The organism is Citrobacter europaeus (genome assembly GCF_037482245.1).
Taxonomy (GTDB): domain Bacteria; phylum Pseudomonadota; class Gammaproteobacteria; order Enterobacterales; family Enterobacteriaceae; genus Citrobacter; species Citrobacter europaeus.
The window spans coordinates 2,662,230-2,680,005 of sequence record NZ_CP148084.1; the positions used below are offsets into that span (position 1 = coordinate 2,662,230).

Consider the following 17,776-nt stretch of genomic DNA (forward strand, 5'->3'; position numbering starts at 1 on the left):
CACATTCAAAATAAGTTAGCAGGCTTTCAGTCTATAACAGCCACATATTGTTAACAGCTGCCTTTTCGCTTTTACGCTAAAAAAGCGCAAGATTTTGCAAGTCCGCCGCAAGCCGATGAAAGCCTCCTGCCACCAGACATGACACAGTGTGAGCCTGACGACAAAAAGAGAGAGTTGTATGAACGCACTGTTGTACTGCCTGGTGGTGGTCATTTGGGGAACGACATGGATTGCGATTTATTTGCAGCAAGGCCCGGTTTCTGCGCCGGTTTCTATTTTTTGGCGCTTTGCCGTTGCCAGTTCGGTGATGATAGTTATCCTGCTGGTTAGCGGTAAATTACGCAAACTGTCTGGCCGCGATCATCTGTTTTGCCTGTTACAGGGCGGATGCGTTTTTTGCTTCAATTTCTGGTGCTTTTATACCGCTGCAGCGTGGATTAATACCGGCCTGGAGTCGGTGATTTTCTCAATGGCAGTCCTGTTCAATGCGATCAATAGCTTCATCTTTTTTGGGCAAAAACCACCGCTGCGCTTTTATATTGCAGCCGGTCTGGGACTGACGGGCATTGTTACCCTATTCTGGCAGGATTTGCTCAACAGCGGGTTCAATCATTCACTGCTGCTGGGCATCGGTTTAAGCGCTTTGGGAACCTTCGGCTTCTCATTAGGTAATATGATCAGCCTGCGTCACCAGAAAAAAGGGCTGGAAGTGTTAACAACCAACAGTTGGGCCATGCTGTACGGTACGCTGCTGATCGCCGCCATTGCGCTGGTGCGCGGTGACAACTTCACGCCGCAGTGGACATTTAGCTATCTTAGCGCGCTGTTGTATCTGGCTATTTTTGGCTCAGTGATTGCCTTCGGCGCGTATTTCACACTGGTAGGTCGCATTGGCCCCAGTAAGGCGGCATACAGTACGCTGCTTTTCCCGTTGGTCGCGCTGACGCTATCAACATTGTATGAAGGATACGTCTGGCAGGTTAATGCGATTGCCGGACTCGTATTGATATTACTGGGGAATATGGTGATGTTTGCCCGACCAGAAGCGCTGATGGGTAAACTATTATATCGACGCCGGACGGCATAAAAAAACGCACCATCCAGGGATGGTGCGTTCTTCATTATTATTATGGTTTTTTATTCACGTCAAACATGGTGGCATCAGTCGCCATGTCATCAACAACTTTCTTCAACGTCTCGAACGCCATCGGCGTGCTTTCGTTGTTCAGGTCCTTGCCTTCACCCTTACGTACAACTTTAATCACTGGTTTATTGGTCGCCGCATCAATCAACTCACCCTCGAAATAGAGGTTGGTATCCATGGTACGGTGACCCGTCGCCATTTGCGTTCCTGCAACGAGCAGGGCAACCGGAACCACTTCATAGAACTGCAGCCCTTCTTTGCTGGTCGCAACACCGGTAATCGCTCCGCGGAAAATCAGGCTACGTGGTCCAGGGGTAGCCACCAGCGGTTTACGCTTGCTGATAGCGGATTTCAACTGTGTATTGGTATAGGTCAGCAGTTGATCAAGAACCTGCTGCCCTACCTGCGTAGTAGGCTTAGGAACCGGATAATACGTTACCGGGTTATAAACAATGTTGTCATATTTGGATTCGTTGTAGCTCGGATCAACCCAACGGAGTACCGTTTGTCCCGATGCTGATTTTGTTTCCTTCAGATCAGAGTAATTTTTTAAAAACCCAGAATATTTTTCCGGCTCGGTTACTTTTGACGCACAGCCGGATAATGCCAACAAGCCAGTAAGCACTGCAACTTTAAATAAAGTTTGAGTACGCATGAAACGATCCCTTTAGTTTTCGCAATGATGCCTAAAAAGGATAGCAAAACAGTTTCATTTTAGATGTACTAAAAATGGTAAGCACCGCACAATTTTATCTCTGCGCTCAGCACAAAAAATGCTGAACGCAGAAAGAGTTAACCCAGACGGGAGACTCAGGCAGTTTTACGTGCCAGCATTGTGGCAAAGCGCAGTTTAATTCGATTACCGTTTTCATCCGTACGATGAAGTTCGCCCACGTCTTCGTTATATTTCAGCAGATCCCACCCGTTGTAATAGTTGCGTAATTCTCCGGCTTTAAATGCGAACGGAAAACCAACGGTGCACGGGAAATCATCGGTATCCATCGCCGCAACGATTAAGTTATATCCACCCGGTTTCGTGCAACGTTGCATATTTTCAATAAGGCCAGGGATAGTTTTGGCTTCAAGGAACATCAGCACAACGGTAGACAGAATAAAATCATATTCGCCATCAAAGCGTAATGCGTTGAGGTCCGCAACATTCGCCTGCAGATTAGTCAGCCCTTCAGCGGCTTTGATCCTTTCAAGATTAGCGATGCTCATGGGGTTTTTATCCCATGCTGTCACGTCATAACCGTTTGCCGCAAGGTACAGGCTGTTACGACCGTTACCGCAGCCCAGATCCAACGTTTTTCCCGGTTTTACAATTTTTGCCGCTTCAACGACATCGGAATGTGTACGGGTTAAATCGTATTTCTCAGTAAAGTAGTTTTCGTCGCAAAGGGTCATTATTTATCCTCAGATTTCAGTAATGCAGTACGCTCCGTGCGGATGAGCAGTTTTCCCTGCATCAGCAATGCAAACGTACGTACCAGTAATAATGCAATGATAAAATTGGTAAAAATAAACAGTGGGATCGACAGCGTATGAAAAAATCCCGAATCGCTTCCGTGCCCCAGGTGCAGCCCTGTTGTCGCCAAAGCCGACACACCAAACGAGAAGCTCCAGAAAGACGCATTAAATGGCTGTGACAAATACCACGGCATAAGGCGTAGCATGAACAGAAGTTGCAGCAAACCATAGCCGAACAGCATTTTAGCTAACGTATCGCCCTCGCCGCCGTTGACGCTAAGCCAGGCGCTGCAGGCGACCAGCGCAGGCGCCAGTTGAATGCCAAGTGAGGTTCGTAAAACCGCAGGCAGCTCGCCGCAGCTACGTAAACGTTGCAGAATCACTGGCTCCAGGCTGAGCCAGGAAAATACCCCTGCGCCCAAAAACACCAATCCTGCATCATTGAAACCAAGCGCTCCACAGGCCATTGCGCTGATAAAGTTATTGGCGACGGTTGGCAGATACAGACCCGGCGTGGTGGCTTCCTCTGGATGCGCACCGCGCCATAACCCTGCCGTTTGCCAGGCCGCGTATGCCAGCTGTATCACCACCCCAATGCTGAACAATCCAATTGCCAGCGGTCGATACCATGGGACAAAACCAATCGCTACCAACATCGTGGTGGCCGGAAACAGACTGACAAAGCTACTCATCACTGGGTGACGAATTTCCGCCAATACGCTATGCGGAAAACGCAGTAAACGGCTCAGAAATGCTAGCGTCAGCAGCCCCCAAATGACCATGGCGAGAATCACTAAACCGTCGCCAATCCGGTGGCTCACTGGCCACACCTGACTGGCATAACGCCACGCGAATCCCATCCCGATGATGCCCAGTACCATGCCAAAATAACCGGCCGGAAGATTGAGGACCCGCTCACTCTGTTTGTTCTTACTCATTTTGTTTATTTTTTAAAGTATATTTGAAATGCATTTTATGGAATTTCCGCTGATTTAGCCAGTGCGGAAAACTTTGCTACGTTTAACTAAGGTGCGCCACACGGAAATGAGCTATGACCAAATATCGTCTGGGCGATGAGCCTCGTTCCTTTAGTTACCAGGATAATGGCAATAAAAAAAGCGTATTACTACGCCAAATCATTGCGCTCACTGATTTTAGTGATGTCCTGGCCGGTACACCGGGCGGCTGGATTGATGACGAATGCGTATTGTCGCAAAGCGGCGACTGCTGGATTTACGATGAAAACGCGCTCGCGTTTGCCGGGGCGACGATTACAGGAAACGCCCGCATTACCCAGTCAAGCGTAATCAGAGATGGCGCGCAGATTAGCGATGCCGTGTGGATTGACCGGGCTGAAATCAGCCACAACGCGCAAATACGTGACAACGTCACCATTCAGGATTCGGTGGTTCGCGGTGAGTGCCTTCTCTTCGGTGATGCGCGCGTTATGTGTGGCTCTGAAATCATCGCCGCCAGGGGGCTAACCCGTGAACGCGACCAGCTTCTGCAAATTTACGAACGGGCCACCGTCAGTCATTCTCGGGTGGTTCATCAGGCGCAGATCTATGGCGATGCGCAAATCAACTATGCGTTTATCGAACATCGGGTGGAAGTTTTTGAGTTCGCCCAAGTGGAAGGTAATGAAGAGAACAATGTCTGGATTTGCGATTGCGCCAAAGTCTACGGCCATGCGCGCGTCGTCGCCGGAACCGGAGAAGACGCTATTCCTACCCTGCGCTACAGCTCGCAGGTGGCGGAGCACGCGGTGGTTGAAGGTAACTGCGTGCTGAAACACCATGTGCTGGTCGGCGGTCACGCGCATTTACGCGGTGGGCCGCTCCAGCTTGATGGTCATATCCTGATTGAAGGTCACGCCTGCGTGCAGGGCGAAGTGCTGATCGAGCATCATATTGAAATAACCGGCCAGGCGCACATTGAAGCGTTTGATGGCGATGCTATTCATCTGCGCGGGCCGAAGGTGATCAACGGTGAGCAGCGCATTACGCGCACACCTATCGCAGGCTTATTCTGAGGGACCATCAATGATGCGGGCATACAGATTCACATCATGGTAATCACCGTTAAGGAACTCCGCCTGTTGCATACACCCTTCCAGTTGGAAGCCATTGCGCAGCGCCACCTGGTTGCTCTCAACGTTCTCCACACGACATTTAATCACAAAGCGGCGGATCTCCTGACGCTGTGCAAAATGATGAATCAATGCCTGTAACGCCAGGGTCATGATGCCTTTTCCCTGCTGCTCCTTATCCAGCCAGTAGCCAATATAAGCCGCTTTGTTCAGCGGTTCTATCTGGTTAAACGAGATGACGCCCACCACAGTTTGTTGCGCAAAAATAAGGAACATTTTGGCGTAACCGCGCTGGTGCAGCATCATATTGCCCTGCACGTTCTTGCGGGTGTCTTCCTCAGAGGCAACAAACTGCGGCCAGTTCAGCGACTGCTGGAGCCAGGTTTTATTTTTAAGCACCAACTGATGCAGAGGTGTGACGTGTTGCTCTTCTACGGCACGCAGTTCTAACGTGTCATTGATGGTAATCACTTCTGACATTTTCATTCCGTTATGCTGGTTAATCTCATTAAATAAAAACAGGAAGGGCTTCCCTTTTGGAAGCCCTTTTACACAGCAAGTGCCGTTTTGCTTAGCTCTCGCTGACACTCTCTTTTTGCAATATTTTGAGCAGATCTTCCTTCAGGTGGAGTTTCTGTTTCTTAAGGCGAACAATGTCCAAACTATACCCCCGACCATCCGAACCTTCCAGTCTGGAGATCTCATGATCAAGGCTGTTGTGTTTTTCGAATAAGGACAGAAAGCGAGGGTTCTCGGTTTTCAGTCGGGAAATAAGGTCTCTGTATTCTGGAAACATACTTTCTCCCTGTTAGTGGACAAGAATGTGTATAAGAAATACACACCCACAGAGTACCCATTTGGCATACAGAAAAATGCGAACAGGATCGAGTAAATAGTGTACAGAGTCGTTATGAGGAGGATTGCAGATACGGCTCCCCATCTGGAGAGCCGTAAAGGAAGTGATTAACGCATCTCGCGGTCGTCAACGTACTGACGTTTATCCGGCGCTGGCGGGAAGTACTGATACAGCCAGGTTTCGCTGATGGCGTCGCCCTGACAACGCAGGAACATACGCATATCTACCGGATCGGTTGAGTCAGAGGTAGGATACCAGTCAAACTGAATGCGATAACCGTCGATAGGTTCCACGTAGAGGATCTCAATCTGTTTCGCTTCACCGCTGGAGAGCGTAATTACCGGTTCAATACCCTTCGGCGCAGCCGCTTTCAGGTCGCCGCCGACGAAATCAACGGCAAAACGACGCGCCCATTTTTCCGGGTAGTGCTCGCCCGGCGCCCATCCTTCCGGGAAACCGCCCATGCCAGTCCGGGTCGCCATCACGCGAGCCAACGGCGAACGCACCGGCGGCTGAGCGCTCCAGTACAGGCGATATTTGAATTCCAGCTCATCGCCGGCTTTGATCTTCTTATCCGGCTGCCAGAAGCAGACGACGTTATCCAGCGTTTCACCGGTCGTTGGGATCTCCATCAGGCCGATGGTCCCTTTGCCCCACTGGTTACGCGGTTCGACCCACAGGCTTGGGCGTTTGTTATACCAGCCCATAATGTCCTGGTAATGGGAGAAGTCGCGATCGAGCTGCAGCAAGCCAAACCCTTTCGGGTTGTTATCGGTATAGGCGTTGAACTGCAGTTTTTGCGGGTTATTCAGCGGGCGGCAGATCCACTCGCCGTTGCCCCGCCACATCGCCAGACGATCGGAGTCATGAATTTGCGGGTGAATAGTGTCGCACATCCGACGTTCATTATTGCCGCAGCTGAACATGCTGGTCATCGGCGCAATGCCGAGCTGCTTGATGTCTTTACGCGCGTAAATATGGTTTTGTACATCCATGATCACCTGCGTTTTCTCGCAGTGGATCACAAACTTGAATGCGCCCGTTACGCTAGGGCTGTCGAGAAGCGCATACACGGTAAAGGAGGTTGCGCCCGGTTTAACCGTTTCGAACCAGAAAGAGGTGAAATCAGGAAACTCTTCTTTGCTGTCGGTGTAGGTATCTACCGCCAGACCGCGGGCCGATAAACCGTACTGGTAGGTGTCATCCACGGCGCGGAAATAGCTGGCGCCCAGGAAAGAAACGACATCGCGGCGAGCCAGTTCTGGCGCTTTAAACACGCGGAATCCGGCGAATCCGAGGTCAGTCTGCCCTTCCAGCTGTTTGGTATCCACACCCGCATCGTTGTATTTAAACAGTTCCGGACGGAAGTGAATTTCACGCGCCATATGCGTACTGCCATCAACCGAGAACATGCGTACACGGCGACGGAAGCCCATTCCCACATGGAAGAACTGTGCATCAAGCTGACGATTTTCAACGTTGTTCCACAGAGACTGCTCTGCGTCATATTGAATGCTGTTGTAGGCCTGCGGCGTCAGTTTCGCCAGCGTGTCCGGTAACGCGCGCGGAGCGCCGCCCCAGGGCTTCTGTGCTAAGTCATGGGCCATCGATTGCAGAACGGAAAAATCAAAACGTACGGTTTTTCCGTCTGCAATGTCAGACTCTGCCGCAAAGGCGGCGCGGGAAAAGAGTGATGCAATACCACTGGTTCCGCACACGGCGGCCATTGCCATTGAACCTTTAATAAATCGTCTGCGATTCATGCCTGAAAGTGAGTCCTTCTGGTCGTGTAAATGGTCCCGCGCCGGTCAAAATCAGCGGCAAGAGAGTGCACATTTCTGACCGCTCACTCTAGACAAAATTCATTAATAATCCAATTGTTGGTCGCCGATTATCTGTACAAAATCGAAAATATTTTATGTCGATGGGAACAGACCGAATCCCATGTAAATTCCATTAAAGTAAACCACACCGACGTTTACTTCGATCTTGCGCCTCCTGATACAGCGCGAACTCATCATAAACCGCGCACCCCAATGCCTGTTCAAACGCGTCGCGGCTGGAATTCCCGTGGCGGCGAGCCTGAGTTTCATTCCCCAGATTCGACTGGAAAATTCCCGCGGCGCTCACCGGTAAAAAATCTTCGTAGGTGATGGGTTGCGCAACCAGCCAGCCCCGTTCAATGAGCGGCTGCGGGTCGTCATCCGGGCGAATCGCCTGCCGATGCGCTTCGCCTGATGGCGTCAGACGATAGCGGAACCAGGCGAGTCCCTGCTGGCGCAGCAGGAATTCGCTGTCCGGGAAGGCTTTGAACACCTCCTGAAGGTGTAGCTGGTGTGTCAGGTTGTCTTTTCCCGTTCCCGCGTTATTCAGCAACTCGTCGTACAACGCTCTGCCTTTCGGCGTCAGGGCCACGCCGCGCTGTTCGATCTCGCCAAAACGCGCCGTGTGAGTGCCGCGCATTTCTCCGGCAAACAACACCGGTTCTTCCAGCGCTTTGAAACTGGTCTGACGTAATAAAATCGGCACCTCGCGGCGCGGCGGCCCTTCAATCAATATTTTCGGCTCAATGCCGCATTCCGGCATCATTGACTGTACCCGGTCAATATCCAGCGTACGCGGCGTCAGATGGTTGATATGACAACCGGGGAAACACACCACATCGGCAATCAGCCGGTGTTCGTTGTGTAATGCGTGATAGGTCGCTTCATCGACCGTGGCATGCTGATGCCAGCGAAAAGTTTCCAGCGCCTCATGCACAAACTCCTGCGCCTGCTCAGGCGTAAAACTGCCCTGCGCATCAAACTCATCCAGCAGTGCATGACAACGCCGGGTGAAAATGTCGCGTTTTGCGAGGATCTCCGCGGCCTTCTGGCGCAGCGCGGCGTTTTCGATTAATTCGAGTCGTAATAACGAGGTGAATACCCGAAACGGGTTGCGCGAAAGCGACGCATCGTCGATGGGACGAAAAGCGGTGGAATGTACAGGCACGCCGGCCTGGGAGAGATCATAATAACTCACCGGATACATGCCCATAATGGCAAACATCCGGCGCAGCGTAGAAAGTTCTTGCGCAGTCCCCACCCGAATAGCGCCGTGGCGCTCAACGTTGAGTCGGGCCAGCTCATCTGCATTGGCCAGTTTTTCATGCAGCGTGGGATTATTTTCCAGTACCGCCAGATTCACATCAGCGACAAGTTCCAGCAACGTGCCATATTGCGGGACTTCCTGCTGGTACATTGCTGACATTGCCTGCGAAAATTGTTCCCGAATCTCATCTGCCGTGATGGTGTTCGCCATAATGTCATGTCTCCAGTGAATATTACCTGGAGTGTAGAGAACGCCGCTGACTCCGGTGGGAAGAATTTACAAAGTGTGACCCCGCGTAAACTTCCCACCTATACAGACGGCGAACAAAACCTACTGGCGTGGTTTTAAATGACTTTCCAGCCAGGGCAGCATCTGTTTTTTACGGCTGAGCATACCTTCAACTTTGCAGGGCTGCGGGATGTCTGCGAGCTCAGAACCGGCGAACCACAGGCTGGTGTCGCCCAGATTAATATCGGTGAGCATCAGTACCACCAGCGCAGCATTCTTTTCCTCTGCATAGCGCGCCATTTCCAGACGAAGATCGGCCAGCACGGCATCCACCTGTTGCAGCGCATACAGTTCAAGCTGCGCCACACAGACCGAATGTCCATGGATGGTGAAAGTTTTAATGTCTTTGTGCAGAAGTTCGCGGGCGCTCATCCCATCCACGCTGGTTTTGGCAGACAGCAGGTCGCGACTAAAAGCGTCAAGGTCCACACCGGTTTTTTGGGCCAGCTCATCCACGGCCAGGCGATCGTCGGAGGTGGTCGTTGGCGAACGAAGCGTGACAGTGTCACTCAACGCGGCGCCCAGCAGTAAAACGGCCTCAGCGGCAGACAGCTGGTTACGCTCATCTTCCGTCATCAGTTGCCATAACAGCGTCGCGCTGCTGCCGACGGGCTTCACCCACACTTCTGGCGGCAGGCGAGTCACTAATCCACCGAGTCGGTGATGATCGATAATTCCCACCACGTTACTTTCTGCCAGCGATTCCGGCCCCTGGGCCGGCTCGGTAAAATCGACCAGCCAGACATCACTATCGGTCAGTTCGAACGTCAGCCGTTCAGGCATTTCCAGCCCCGCATGCTCAAAAATAAATTGCGTTTCGCGGTTCGGTTCGCCCAGACGCCATGCCGTCGCCTGTTGGCCACGTAAAGTAAGCCAACGCGCCGTCATGGCAGCAGTACAAATGGCATCGCTGTCGGGGTTAAGGTGCCCTATTACATGTATCATTAATCAGTGCCTTGTGAAGAGAATGGTTCAAAAGCAAACAATAACTACAGTATATCGACCTGGCCCATTCCCTTCCATGATCCCATCCCCCAGCAATGCTGTACAAAACATAAGCAAAATAAATTAGTTGTAAGTAAAACATGATAAATGTTAATAATATTTTGCTATCAGGTTATCAAAAACGAACAACTTCACTTGTCACCGATACGGCTCTGTTTTTAACATCGCTTATGGAAAAAAATGTTCTGTTCAATCAGCGCATTCGCTTGCGCCACCTTCATACTTTTGTCGCCGTTGCACAGCAGGGAACGTTGGGGCGCGCGGCTGAGACCCTTAACCTGAGCCAACCGGCCCTCTCCAAAACGCTAAATGAACTGGAGCAACTGACCGGTACCCGGCTCTTTGAGCGTGGCCGCCTCGGCGCACAGTTAACGCTGCCCGGAGAGCAGTTTCTTACCCACGCAGTAAGAGTGCTGGATGCGCTTAACACCGCCGGGCAAGCGTTAAACCAGCGTGAAGAGTCGCAGACTGATGTCGTACGGGTTGGCGCCTTACCCACCGCAGCACTGGGCATTCTGCCGGCGGTCATTGGTCCGTTTCATAAGCAGCAAATGGAAACCACGCTGCAGGTTGCCACCATGAGTAATCCCATGATCCTGGCGGGTTTAAAGTCAGGGGAAATTGACCTCGGCATTGGCCGTATGGCCGATCCGGAATTGATGGTCGGTCTGAACTACGAATTATTGTTTCTGGAATCGCTCAAACTGGTTGTCCGCCCTAACCACCCGTTGTTGCAAGAAACCATTACGCTGAGCCGGGTCATGGAGTGGCCGGTGGTGGTTTCACCAAAAGGAACCGCGCCTCGCCAGCACGCAGAGGCATTGTTGCAAAGTCAGGGCTGTAAAATGCCGCCTGGCTGTATTGAAACGCTGTCAGCATCGCTCTCCCGCCAACTGACAGTTGATTACGACTATGTATGGTTTGTCCCTTCAGGCGCGGTTAGAGAAGATTTACGCCAGGCGACGCTGGTGTCATTACCGATTCCCACCCACGGTGCGGGTGAACCCATCGGGATTCTTACCCGGGTCGATGTGCAACTCTCTCAGGCCGCGCAGATCCTTATCGCCGCAATACGTAAAACCGTACCGTTTTGATGCCAAAAATAAAGGGACCAGATGGTCCCTTTATTTATTGTTAAAACGTTTCCCAGTTATCGCCGCTGGCCGTTGCCGCCTGCGGACGAGAATGATCCGCAGTAGTGGTCACCGGAGCGCGTTTAATTGCGCTTGTCCCGGTTAACCGGAATGTGCCAACGGCTTGTGTTAAGCGTGCCGCCTGCTCTTCAAGAGAGGCTGCCGCAGCCGATGCTTCTTCAACCAGCGAGGCATTTTGCTGCGTAACCTTATCCATTTCTGATATCGCCTGGCTCACCTGTACGATACCCCGGCTCTGCTCATCAGAGGCTGCCGCAATTTCCAGCATGATGTCGGTGACGCGTTTTACTGCATCGACAATATCCGTCATCGTATTGCCCGCCGCGACGACTTCTCCGGAGCCCTGGTCAATCAGTCGGACCGATTCGCTGATCAATCCTTCAATCTCTTTTGCCGCCTGAGCGCTGCGGCTTGCCAGCGTACGTACTTCACTGGCAACGACGGCAAACCCGCGCCCCTGCTCTCCTGCCCGCGCCGCTTCGACCGCTGCGTTCAGCGCCAGAATATTGGTCTGGAAAGCAATGCTGTTAATCACGGCGGTGATTTCGGAGATTTTCTTCGAACTCGTTGAGATATTGCCCATGGTTTTCACCACACCAGAGACCATCTGACCACCCCGGCTGGCCTTGCCGGAAGCATCTTCCGCCAGCTTGCTCGCATGATGCGCGTTGTCGGCGTTTTGCTTCACCGTGGCCGTCAGCTCTTCCATGCTGGCCGCCGTTTGTTCAATCGCCGCGGCCTGTTGTTCGGTACGTGAAGACAGATCAGTGTTCCCTGCCGAAATCTCACTGGTACCGCGATAAATTTCTTCCGCCCCCTGACGTACAGTGCCCACCGTTTTCCCAAGCGATCTTTGCATTGTCTGCAAATGGCGGCTCAGGCGACCAATTTCGCTGCGCCCGGTCGGTTCCTCCTGCATGGTCAAATCCCCTGCGGAAATTTGCTCAATACGCAGGGCTGCACGCAGCAGAGGATGAATGACGGTACGACGCAGAACAATGAACGTCATTACGGTCAGCGCCAGCGCAAGAACGAATGCACCCAGCATAAAAGCCATGCCGAGCTGTGTACGTTGGTGCGCCTGTTCGCTTAACTGGTTCGCCCTTGCGGTACGAATGTCGATCGCTTTTAACAACACCTTGTTGTAAGCAGAGTCCAGCGGTCTGGCCTGTTCATTTTCATGGTTGATGATCGCTTCAAACATGCCGTTTTTAGCGTACTTCAACATAGGCTGTAAGCCGTCGGTATAGGCTTTGAAGCTGGCGCTCAGTTCAGCATCTAACGCTTCATCGGCAGACGTTTTTACCGCGCGTGACATATAAGCATTGAAACCGTCCTGCGACTGCTTAATCCGTTTTTCTGCCTCGGCAATATTGGCCTTCATGTCATCCATTTCGGCAATACGGCTCGCCGCGCCGGCGTGGATCATGTTGATACGTGCGGTACGTAAATGGTTAGAGCTGTTAGATAACCCCATCCTGACCTGAATCTCATCGGTCACGTCGCGCTGATCGCGATCGGCCTGCATAAGAAAATAGCTTGCCAGTCCGGAACTTAAGGCGAACAGCAGAAGGATGCCACCGAGAATGGAGGAAAACAGCGGAACCAGCCGGATTTGATGCAGAAAGCCCAGTTTATTCTGGGCTTGCATCGATGTAGTGTTGTCCATGACCGTCGACTCTCTTGTAGGGTTTATGCGTGAAAACACGCCCGTTAGATAGTCATCGGCAATCCGGGAAGTTTACTTACCGTGAAAAGCGCCGGATTCGTCACACTTTCACAACATAATTCTAAAAAATTCAGGAAAGTGCCAGCGGTGAAATCCGCTGGCCAATGAATCAGTTATCGTCAAAGTGGATAACGGTACGGATGGACTTACCCTGACGCATTAAATCAAACGCTTCGTTAATCTGCTCCAGCGGTAAACGGTGGGTAATAAAGGGATCCAACTGAATTTTCCCGCTCATTGCTTCTTCAACCATGCCTGGGAGCTGGGTACGGCCTTTCACGCCGCCAAACGCAGAACCGCGCCAGACGCGCCCGGTTACCAACTGGAACGGACGCGTTTTGATCTCTTGCCCTGCTCCCGCCACGCCAATGATGATGCTTTCGCCCCATCCTTTATGGCAGCATTCCAGCGCCGCGCGCATCACGTTAACGTTACCGATGCATTCAAAGCTAAAGTCCACGCCGCCGTCGGTAAGCTCGACAATCACATCCTGAATCGGTTTGTCGTAATCCTTCGGGTTGATGAAATCGGTCGCGCCCATTTCACCTGCCAGCTTAAATTTTTCTGGATTGGTATCAACGGCCAGAATACGCCCGGCTTTCGCCTGCACCGCGCCCTGAATGACCGCCAGACCAATACCGCCCAGACCGAATACGGCTACGGTATCGCCTTCTTTTACTTTTGCGGTGTTATGGACCGCTCCAATACCGGTGGTCACACCACAACCCAGCAGACACACTTTGTCCAGCGGAGCCTGCGGGTTAACCTTCGCCAGAGAGATCTCCGCACAAACGGTGTATTCGCTGAAGGTACTGGTGCCCATATAGTGATAAATCGGCTCACCGTTGTACGAGAAGCGCGTTGTGCCATCCGGCATCAAACCTTTGCCCTGGGTCGCGCGTACGGCCTGACACAGGTTAGTTTTACCCGATTTACAGAACTTACACTCGCCACATTCAGCGGTGTACAGCGGGATCACATGATCGCCCGGTTTCAGGCTGGTGACGCCTTCTCCCACTTCAACCACAATACCGCCACCTTCGTGGCCAAGTACCGCCGGGAACACACCTTCCGGATCGTCGCCGGAGAGCGTGAAAGAGTCAGTATGACACACGCCGGTGTGGGTAATTTTAACCAGCACTTCACCTTTCTTTGGTGGTGCGACGTCGATTTCGACAATTTTTAACGGTTGGCCGGGGCCGAATGCAACTGCTGCACGTGATTTCATTTGTCTCTTCCCATTATTGCGAGGTGATGGTGTTATTTTAGATAAGCACGCAGAAGATGGCCGATTTCAGCCATACGCACGGCACGCTGGTCTGGCGTCGTTTCCCCGCTGACCAGTTCGTCTTTCAGGTGGATCTCAACCATTTCGCCCATCAGGCCATTGGATGCGCCGCGCACGGCGGCAATTTGCTGCAGGATAGCCAGGCACGGTTCGCCGGACTCCAGCGCGCGCTCAAGCGCATCAACCTGACCGCGAATACGGCGTACACGGGTGAGAATGCGCTTTTTATCTTCAGGTGAATGCGGCATACGCCCTCCTAATACTATAGGGGGGTATACTATCAGATTTGTTATTTAGCTGTAAAATATATGATTTATTAAATATCAATGAGTTAGTTTAAACGTTTAGTAACCCTCTTCCACTCTCCAGTTTTGTCATAAGTGGATTCGAAGGCATTTGATATTGTCAGGTCCTGAATACACCATTCATCGAACGTATCGGCAACCAACCTGACATGATCAATTTTTTACTAATCTATATTCCAGGCTAACAGCACTAATACTCTCTCACGTCAATAACCACTAAAAGTTAATGGTTTATAAAACAATTTAACCTTACAATAACCATCCTTTTTCATGTCTTAAGTTTAAGCAGGAGAAAAAATGGAGCTCAGCCGGAGGCAGTTCTTTCGAATCTGTGCGGGCGGTATGGCAGGAACAACTGTTGCATCTCTCGGATTCTTATCATCTTTTTCCGTTCACGCGGAAACCCGTCAATATAAACTCTTAAAAGCAAAAGAGACGCGTAATAACTGTACGTACTGCTCAGTAGGCTGCGGCATGCTGATGTACAGCCTTGGCGATACAGCCAAAAACGTCAAAGAAAGTATCTACCATATTGAGGGCGATCCGGATCATCCGGTGAGCCGTGGATCGTTGTGCCCGAAAGGCGCTGGTGTGCTGGATTATATTCATAGTGAAACGCGTCTGCAGTATCCCGAATATCGCGCACCGGGTTCGGATAAATGGCAACGTATTAGTTGGGACGATGCGATTAACCGTATTGCCCGACTCATGAAAGATGACCGCGATGCCAACTTTATTGAGAAAAACGCCCAGGGCGTTACCGTCAACCGCTGGCCCACTACAGGCATGCTATGTTCTTCAGCGGCAAGCAATGAAACCGGGATCCTCGACGGTAAATTTACTCGGGGATTAGGGATGGTCGCTATCGACTGTCAGGCACGATTATGTCATGGCCCCACCGTTGCTGCTCTTGCACCAACTTTTGGGCGTGGCGCAATGACCAACAACTGGGTCGATATCAAAAACGCCAACGTAGTGCTTATTATGGGTGGCAATGCCGCTGAGGCGCACCCGGTAGGTTTTAAATGGGTGGTCGAAGCGCAAACTAAAAACGACGCCACCGTGGTGGTGGTCGACCCGCGCTTTAACCGTAGCGCCGCAGTCGCTGATTTGTACGCACCAATTCGCGCTGGTTCCGACACCGCATTCCTGCTAGGCGTGATCCGCTATCTGCTGAAAAACGACCGAGTACAGCACGACTATGTTCGTCATTACACTAACGCCAGTCTGATTATCCGTGATGACTATCAGTTCCATGACGGCTTGTTTAGCGGCTACGACGATAAGAAACGTCAATATGATAAGTCGAGCTGGTTTTATCAGCTTGATGAGCAGGGTTACGCCCTGCGTGATGACTCGCTAAACCACCCACTTTGCGTGTTGAATCTGTTGAAAGCCCATGTCGAACGCTATACGCCCGAAATGGTTAACCGCTTGTGTGGGACCTCATTGGCAGACTTCAATCGTATCTGCGAAATTCTCGCCAGCACCAGTGTGCCTGACCGCACTGCAACTATCCTTTACGCTTTGGGTTGGACTCACCACTCCGCCGGAGCGCAAATTATTCGCGCCGCCGGTATGCTCCAATTACTGCTGGGCAACATAGGCATGGCGGGCGGTGGCGTTAACGCCCTACGTGGCCACTCCAATATTCAGGGCTATACCGATCTTGGCCTGTTATCGACGAACCTGCCGGGTTATATGCCGCTACCATCGGAAAAACAGCCAGACTACCAGACCTATATTTCTCAAATCACGCCGCCTGCGCTAGGCGTGAATGAGGTCAACTACTGGCAAAATACGCCGAAGTTCTTTGTTAGCATGATGAAAAGTTTCTGGGGCGATCGCGCAACCGCGAAAAATAACTGGGGTTACGACTGGCTGCCTAAATGGGATCGCCTGTATGACGTAATGACTCAGGCCGAATTGATGCTTGAAGGGAAAATTAATGGTTACATCGTTCAGGGATTTAATCCGCTGGCGGCGTTTCCCGATAAAAACAAATCATCCCGCTCGCTTTCAAAACTGAAATATATGGTGGTTATCGATCCCCTGGTCACTGAGTCTTCCAATTTTTGGCAGAATCATGGCGAAATGAATGATGTGAAACCGGCAGATATTCAGACCGAAGTTTTCCGTCTGCCCTCTTCCTGCTTTGCTGAGGAAAACGGCTCAATTGCTAACTCCGGGCGTTGGTTACAGTGGCACTGGGCGGCAGCAGAACCACCTGGGGAAGCCTTACATGACGGGAAGATCCTTGGCCGCCTGTTTATGCGGCTGCGCGAGCTATATCAGCAAGAAGGCGGCGCGAATCCACAGCCCTTGTTGAATATTGCCTGGAATTATAAAGATCCCTACGACCCGCACCCGGAAGAGATTGCGCGTGAAGCAAATGGCCAGGCACTTGAAGACCTTTATGATGACAAAGGCCAGCTTATTGCCAAAAAAGGCCAGCAGCTCAGCAGTTTTGCACAGCTGCGCGATGACGGTTCGACCAGCAGTTTCTGCTGGGTTTACTGCGGAAGCTGGACAGAGCAGGGTAACCAGATGGCCAATCGCGACAACAGCGATCCGTATGGTCTGGGCTGCACACCAGGCTGGGCGTGGTCCTGGCCTGCCAACCGCCGTATTCTCTACAACCGCGCTTCGGCCGATCCATCAGGAAAACCATGGGATCCAAAACGCGCCCTGCTGCACTGGGATGGCAAAAAATGGGCCGGTATGGACGTAGCCGACTACGGCCAGGCCGCACCGGGCAGCAACGTTGGTCCGTTTATCATGAACCCGGAAGGCGTAGCGCGTCTGTTCTCCATCGACAAAATGAACGACGGGCCATTCCCGGAACATTACGAACCCATTGAGTCGCCTATTGGTACCAACCCGCTACACCCGGATGTTGTATCCAGCCCGGTTGCACGTATTTACCATGACGATATCGCCAATATGGGTAAAGCGGATGCCTTCCCGTACGTCGCCACAACTTACTCTATTACCGAACTGTTCCGCCACTGGACCAAACATGCACTGCTCAACGCCATCGCTCAACCCGATCAATTCATCGAAATCGGTGAGGCGCTAGCGAGCGAAAAAGGCATTGCGGCAGGTGATACAGTGAAAGTGACGTCGAAACGCGGCTTTATCAAAGCAAAGGCGGTAGTCACTAAACGTCTACAAACGCTGATGATAGATGGTAAGCAGGTCGATACTATCGGTATCCCTTGTCACTGGGGCTTTGAAGGTGCTACGCGCAAAGGGTTCCTCGCTAATACCTTAACGCCATCGGTGGGTGATGCCAACTCGCAAACACCGGAATATAAAGCGTTTCTGGTCAACATCGAGCGAGCGTAAGGAAGGGAAC

At 51.8% G+C, this 17,776-nt stretch carries 15 protein-coding genes; 4 read left to right on the forward strand and 11 right to left on the reverse strand.

Translation table 11 applies throughout. The annotated features are described in order from the left end of the window. Window positions 1-178: 178 nt before the first annotated feature. Window positions 179-1,087: a DMT family transporter gene (locus tag WHR59_RS12530; protein WP_338843091.1), complete on the forward strand. Its 909-nt coding sequence runs from the start codon at window positions 179-181 to the stop codon at window positions 1,085-1,087. A 40-nt stretch (window positions 1,088-1,127) separates the two neighbouring features. Here the strand turns inward: WHR59_RS12530 and WHR59_RS12535 are convergent, their stop codons facing one another. From WHR59_RS12535 to tehA, 3 genes are all read right to left on the reverse strand, one after another. Then, the gene (locus WHR59_RS12535; RefSeq protein WP_043016245.1) at window positions 1,128-1,799 is read right to left on the reverse strand and encodes a DUF3313 domain-containing protein; all 672 of its coding nucleotides are present in this window, start codon (window positions 1,797-1,799) and stop codon (window positions 1,128-1,130) included. A gap of 155 nt (window positions 1,800-1,954) precedes the next feature. Next, a complete protein-coding gene (gene tehB / locus WHR59_RS12540; RefSeq protein ID WP_043016244.1) occupies window positions 1,955-2,551 on the reverse strand; it encodes a tellurite resistance methyltransferase TehB in 597 nt (198 codons plus the stop codon). Next, a complete protein-coding gene (tehA, locus tag WHR59_RS12545) occupies window positions 2,551-3,552 on the reverse strand; it encodes a dicarboxylate transporter/tellurite-resistance protein TehA (protein WP_047411105.1) in 1,002 nt (333 codons plus the stop codon). Before tehA ends, tehB begins: the two co-directional genes overlap by 1 nt. 113 nt (window positions 3,553-3,665) lie before the next feature. Here tehA and ydcK point away from each other — a divergent pair, with 113 nt between their 5' ends. Next, on the forward strand, window positions 3,666-4,646 hold the full coding sequence (ydcK, locus tag WHR59_RS12550) for a YdcK family protein (RefSeq protein ID WP_200007059.1): 981 nt from the start codon (window positions 3,666-3,668) through the stop codon (window positions 4,644-4,646). Here ydcK and rimL read toward each other — a convergent pair. From rimL to WHR59_RS12575, 5 genes are all read right to left on the reverse strand, one after another. After that, window positions 4,638-5,183, reverse strand: coding sequence for a 50S ribosomal protein L7/L12-serine acetyltransferase (gene rimL / locus WHR59_RS12555; RefSeq protein WP_043016241.1), 546 nt, complete (start codon window positions 5,181-5,183; stop codon window positions 4,638-4,640). The genes ydcK and rimL overlap by 9 nt on opposite strands. A gap of 91 nt (window positions 5,184-5,274) precedes the next feature. Further along, the gene (locus WHR59_RS12560; protein WP_043016240.1) at window positions 5,275-5,499 is read right to left on the reverse strand and encodes a YdcH family protein; all 225 of its coding nucleotides are present in this window, start codon (window positions 5,497-5,499) and stop codon (window positions 5,275-5,277) included. Between the two features lie 167 nt (window positions 5,500-5,666). Then, window positions 5,667-7,322 (reverse strand): glucan biosynthesis protein D, encoded by a 1,656-nt coding sequence (locus tag WHR59_RS12565; protein WP_047411098.1) that lies wholly within the window; start codon window positions 7,320-7,322, stop codon window positions 5,667-5,669. A 193-nt stretch (window positions 7,323-7,515) separates the two neighbouring features. Beyond that, a complete protein-coding gene (locus WHR59_RS12570; RefSeq protein ID WP_338843094.1) occupies window positions 7,516-8,859 on the reverse strand; it encodes a 2-oxoadipate dioxygenase/decarboxylase HglS in 1,344 nt (447 codons plus the stop codon). A 120-nt stretch (window positions 8,860-8,979) separates the two neighbouring features. Continuing rightward, the gene (locus tag WHR59_RS12575; protein ID WP_043016237.1) at window positions 8,980-9,882 is read right to left on the reverse strand and encodes a manganese-dependent inorganic pyrophosphatase; all 903 of its coding nucleotides are present in this window, start codon (window positions 9,880-9,882) and stop codon (window positions 8,980-8,982) included. Window positions 9,883-10,112: 230 nt separating this feature from the next. Between WHR59_RS12575 and pcaQ the strand changes: the two genes are divergently transcribed. After that, on the forward strand, window positions 10,113-11,036 hold the full coding sequence (gene pcaQ, locus WHR59_RS12580; protein WP_043017902.1) for a pca operon transcription factor PcaQ: 924 nt from the start codon (window positions 10,113-10,115) through the stop codon (window positions 11,034-11,036). 40 nt (window positions 11,037-11,076) lie between these two features. Here the strand turns inward: pcaQ and WHR59_RS12585 are convergent, their stop codons facing one another. From WHR59_RS12585 to WHR59_RS12595, 3 genes are all read right to left on the reverse strand, one after another. Then, window positions 11,077-12,765 carry a methyl-accepting chemotaxis protein gene (locus WHR59_RS12585; RefSeq protein WP_043016236.1) on the reverse strand — a complete coding sequence of 563 codons (1,689 nt, stop codon included), beginning with the start codon at window positions 12,763-12,765 and terminating at the stop codon, window positions 11,077-11,079. Window positions 12,766-12,934: 169 nt separating this feature from the next. Continuing rightward, on the reverse strand, window positions 12,935-14,053 hold the full coding sequence (locus WHR59_RS12590; protein WP_338843096.1) for an S-(hydroxymethyl)glutathione dehydrogenase/class III alcohol dehydrogenase: 1,119 nt from the start codon (window positions 14,051-14,053) through the stop codon (window positions 12,935-12,937). A 32-nt stretch (window positions 14,054-14,085) separates the two neighbouring features. Next, window positions 14,086-14,361 carry a metal/formaldehyde-sensitive transcriptional repressor gene (locus WHR59_RS12595; protein ID WP_003833178.1) on the reverse strand — a complete coding sequence of 92 codons (276 nt, stop codon included), beginning with the start codon at window positions 14,359-14,361 and terminating at the stop codon, window positions 14,086-14,088. Window positions 14,362-14,715: 354 nt separating this feature from the next. Between WHR59_RS12595 and fdnG the strand changes: the two genes are divergently transcribed. Next, window positions 14,716-17,766 carry a formate dehydrogenase-N subunit alpha gene (gene fdnG / locus WHR59_RS12600; RefSeq protein WP_072033335.1) on the forward strand — a complete coding sequence of 1,017 codons (3,051 nt, stop codon included), beginning with the start codon at window positions 14,716-14,718 and terminating at the stop codon, window positions 17,764-17,766. Window positions 17,767-17,776: the final 10 nt, after the last annotated feature.

Excerpts from the sequence above, each read along its gene's own strand:
- WHR59_RS12530 (WP_338843091.1), top strand. The coding sequence starts at position 179 with ATGAACGCACTGTTGTACTGCCTGGTGGTGGTCATTTGGGGAACGACA.
- WHR59_RS12535 (WP_043016245.1), bottom strand. The coding sequence starts at position 1,799 with ATGCGTACTCAAACTTTATTTAAAGTTGCAGTGCTTACTGGCTTGTTG.
- tehB (WP_043016244.1), bottom strand. The coding sequence starts at position 2,551 with ATGACCCTTTGCGACGAAAACTACTTTACTGAGAAATACGATTTAACC.
- tehA (WP_047411105.1), bottom strand. The coding sequence starts at position 3,552 with ATGAGTAAGAACAAACAGAGTGAGCGGGTCCTCAATCTTCCGGCCGGT.
- ydcK (WP_200007059.1), top strand. The coding sequence starts at position 3,666 with ATGACCAAATATCGTCTGGGCGATGAGCCTCGTTCCTTTAGTTACCAG.
- rimL (WP_043016241.1), bottom strand. The coding sequence starts at position 5,183 with ATGTCAGAAGTGATTACCATCAATGACACGTTAGAACTGCGTGCCGTA.
- WHR59_RS12560 (WP_043016240.1), bottom strand. The coding sequence starts at position 5,499 with ATGTTTCCAGAATACAGAGACCTTATTTCCCGACTGAAAACCGAGAAC.
- WHR59_RS12565 (WP_047411098.1), bottom strand. The coding sequence starts at position 7,322 with ATGAATCGCAGACGATTTATTAAAGGTTCAATGGCAATGGCCGCCGTG.
- WHR59_RS12570 (WP_338843094.1), bottom strand. The coding sequence starts at position 8,859 with ATGGCGAACACCATCACGGCAGATGAGATTCGGGAACAATTTTCGCAG.
- WHR59_RS12575 (WP_043016237.1), bottom strand. The coding sequence starts at position 9,882 with ATGATACATGTAATAGGGCACCTTAACCCCGACAGCGATGCCATTTGT.
- pcaQ (WP_043017902.1), top strand. The coding sequence starts at position 10,113 with ATGGAAAAAAATGTTCTGTTCAATCAGCGCATTCGCTTGCGCCACCTT.
- WHR59_RS12585 (WP_043016236.1), bottom strand. The coding sequence starts at position 12,765 with ATGGACAACACTACATCGATGCAAGCCCAGAATAAACTGGGCTTTCTG.
- WHR59_RS12590 (WP_338843096.1), bottom strand. The coding sequence starts at position 14,053 with ATGAAATCACGTGCAGCAGTTGCATTCGGCCCCGGCCAACCGTTAAAA.
- WHR59_RS12595 (WP_003833178.1), bottom strand. The coding sequence starts at position 14,361 with ATGCCGCATTCACCTGAAGATAAAAAGCGCATTCTCACCCGTGTACGC.
- fdnG (WP_072033335.1), top strand. The coding sequence starts at position 14,716 with ATGGAGCTCAGCCGGAGGCAGTTCTTTCGAATCTGTGCGGGCGGTATG.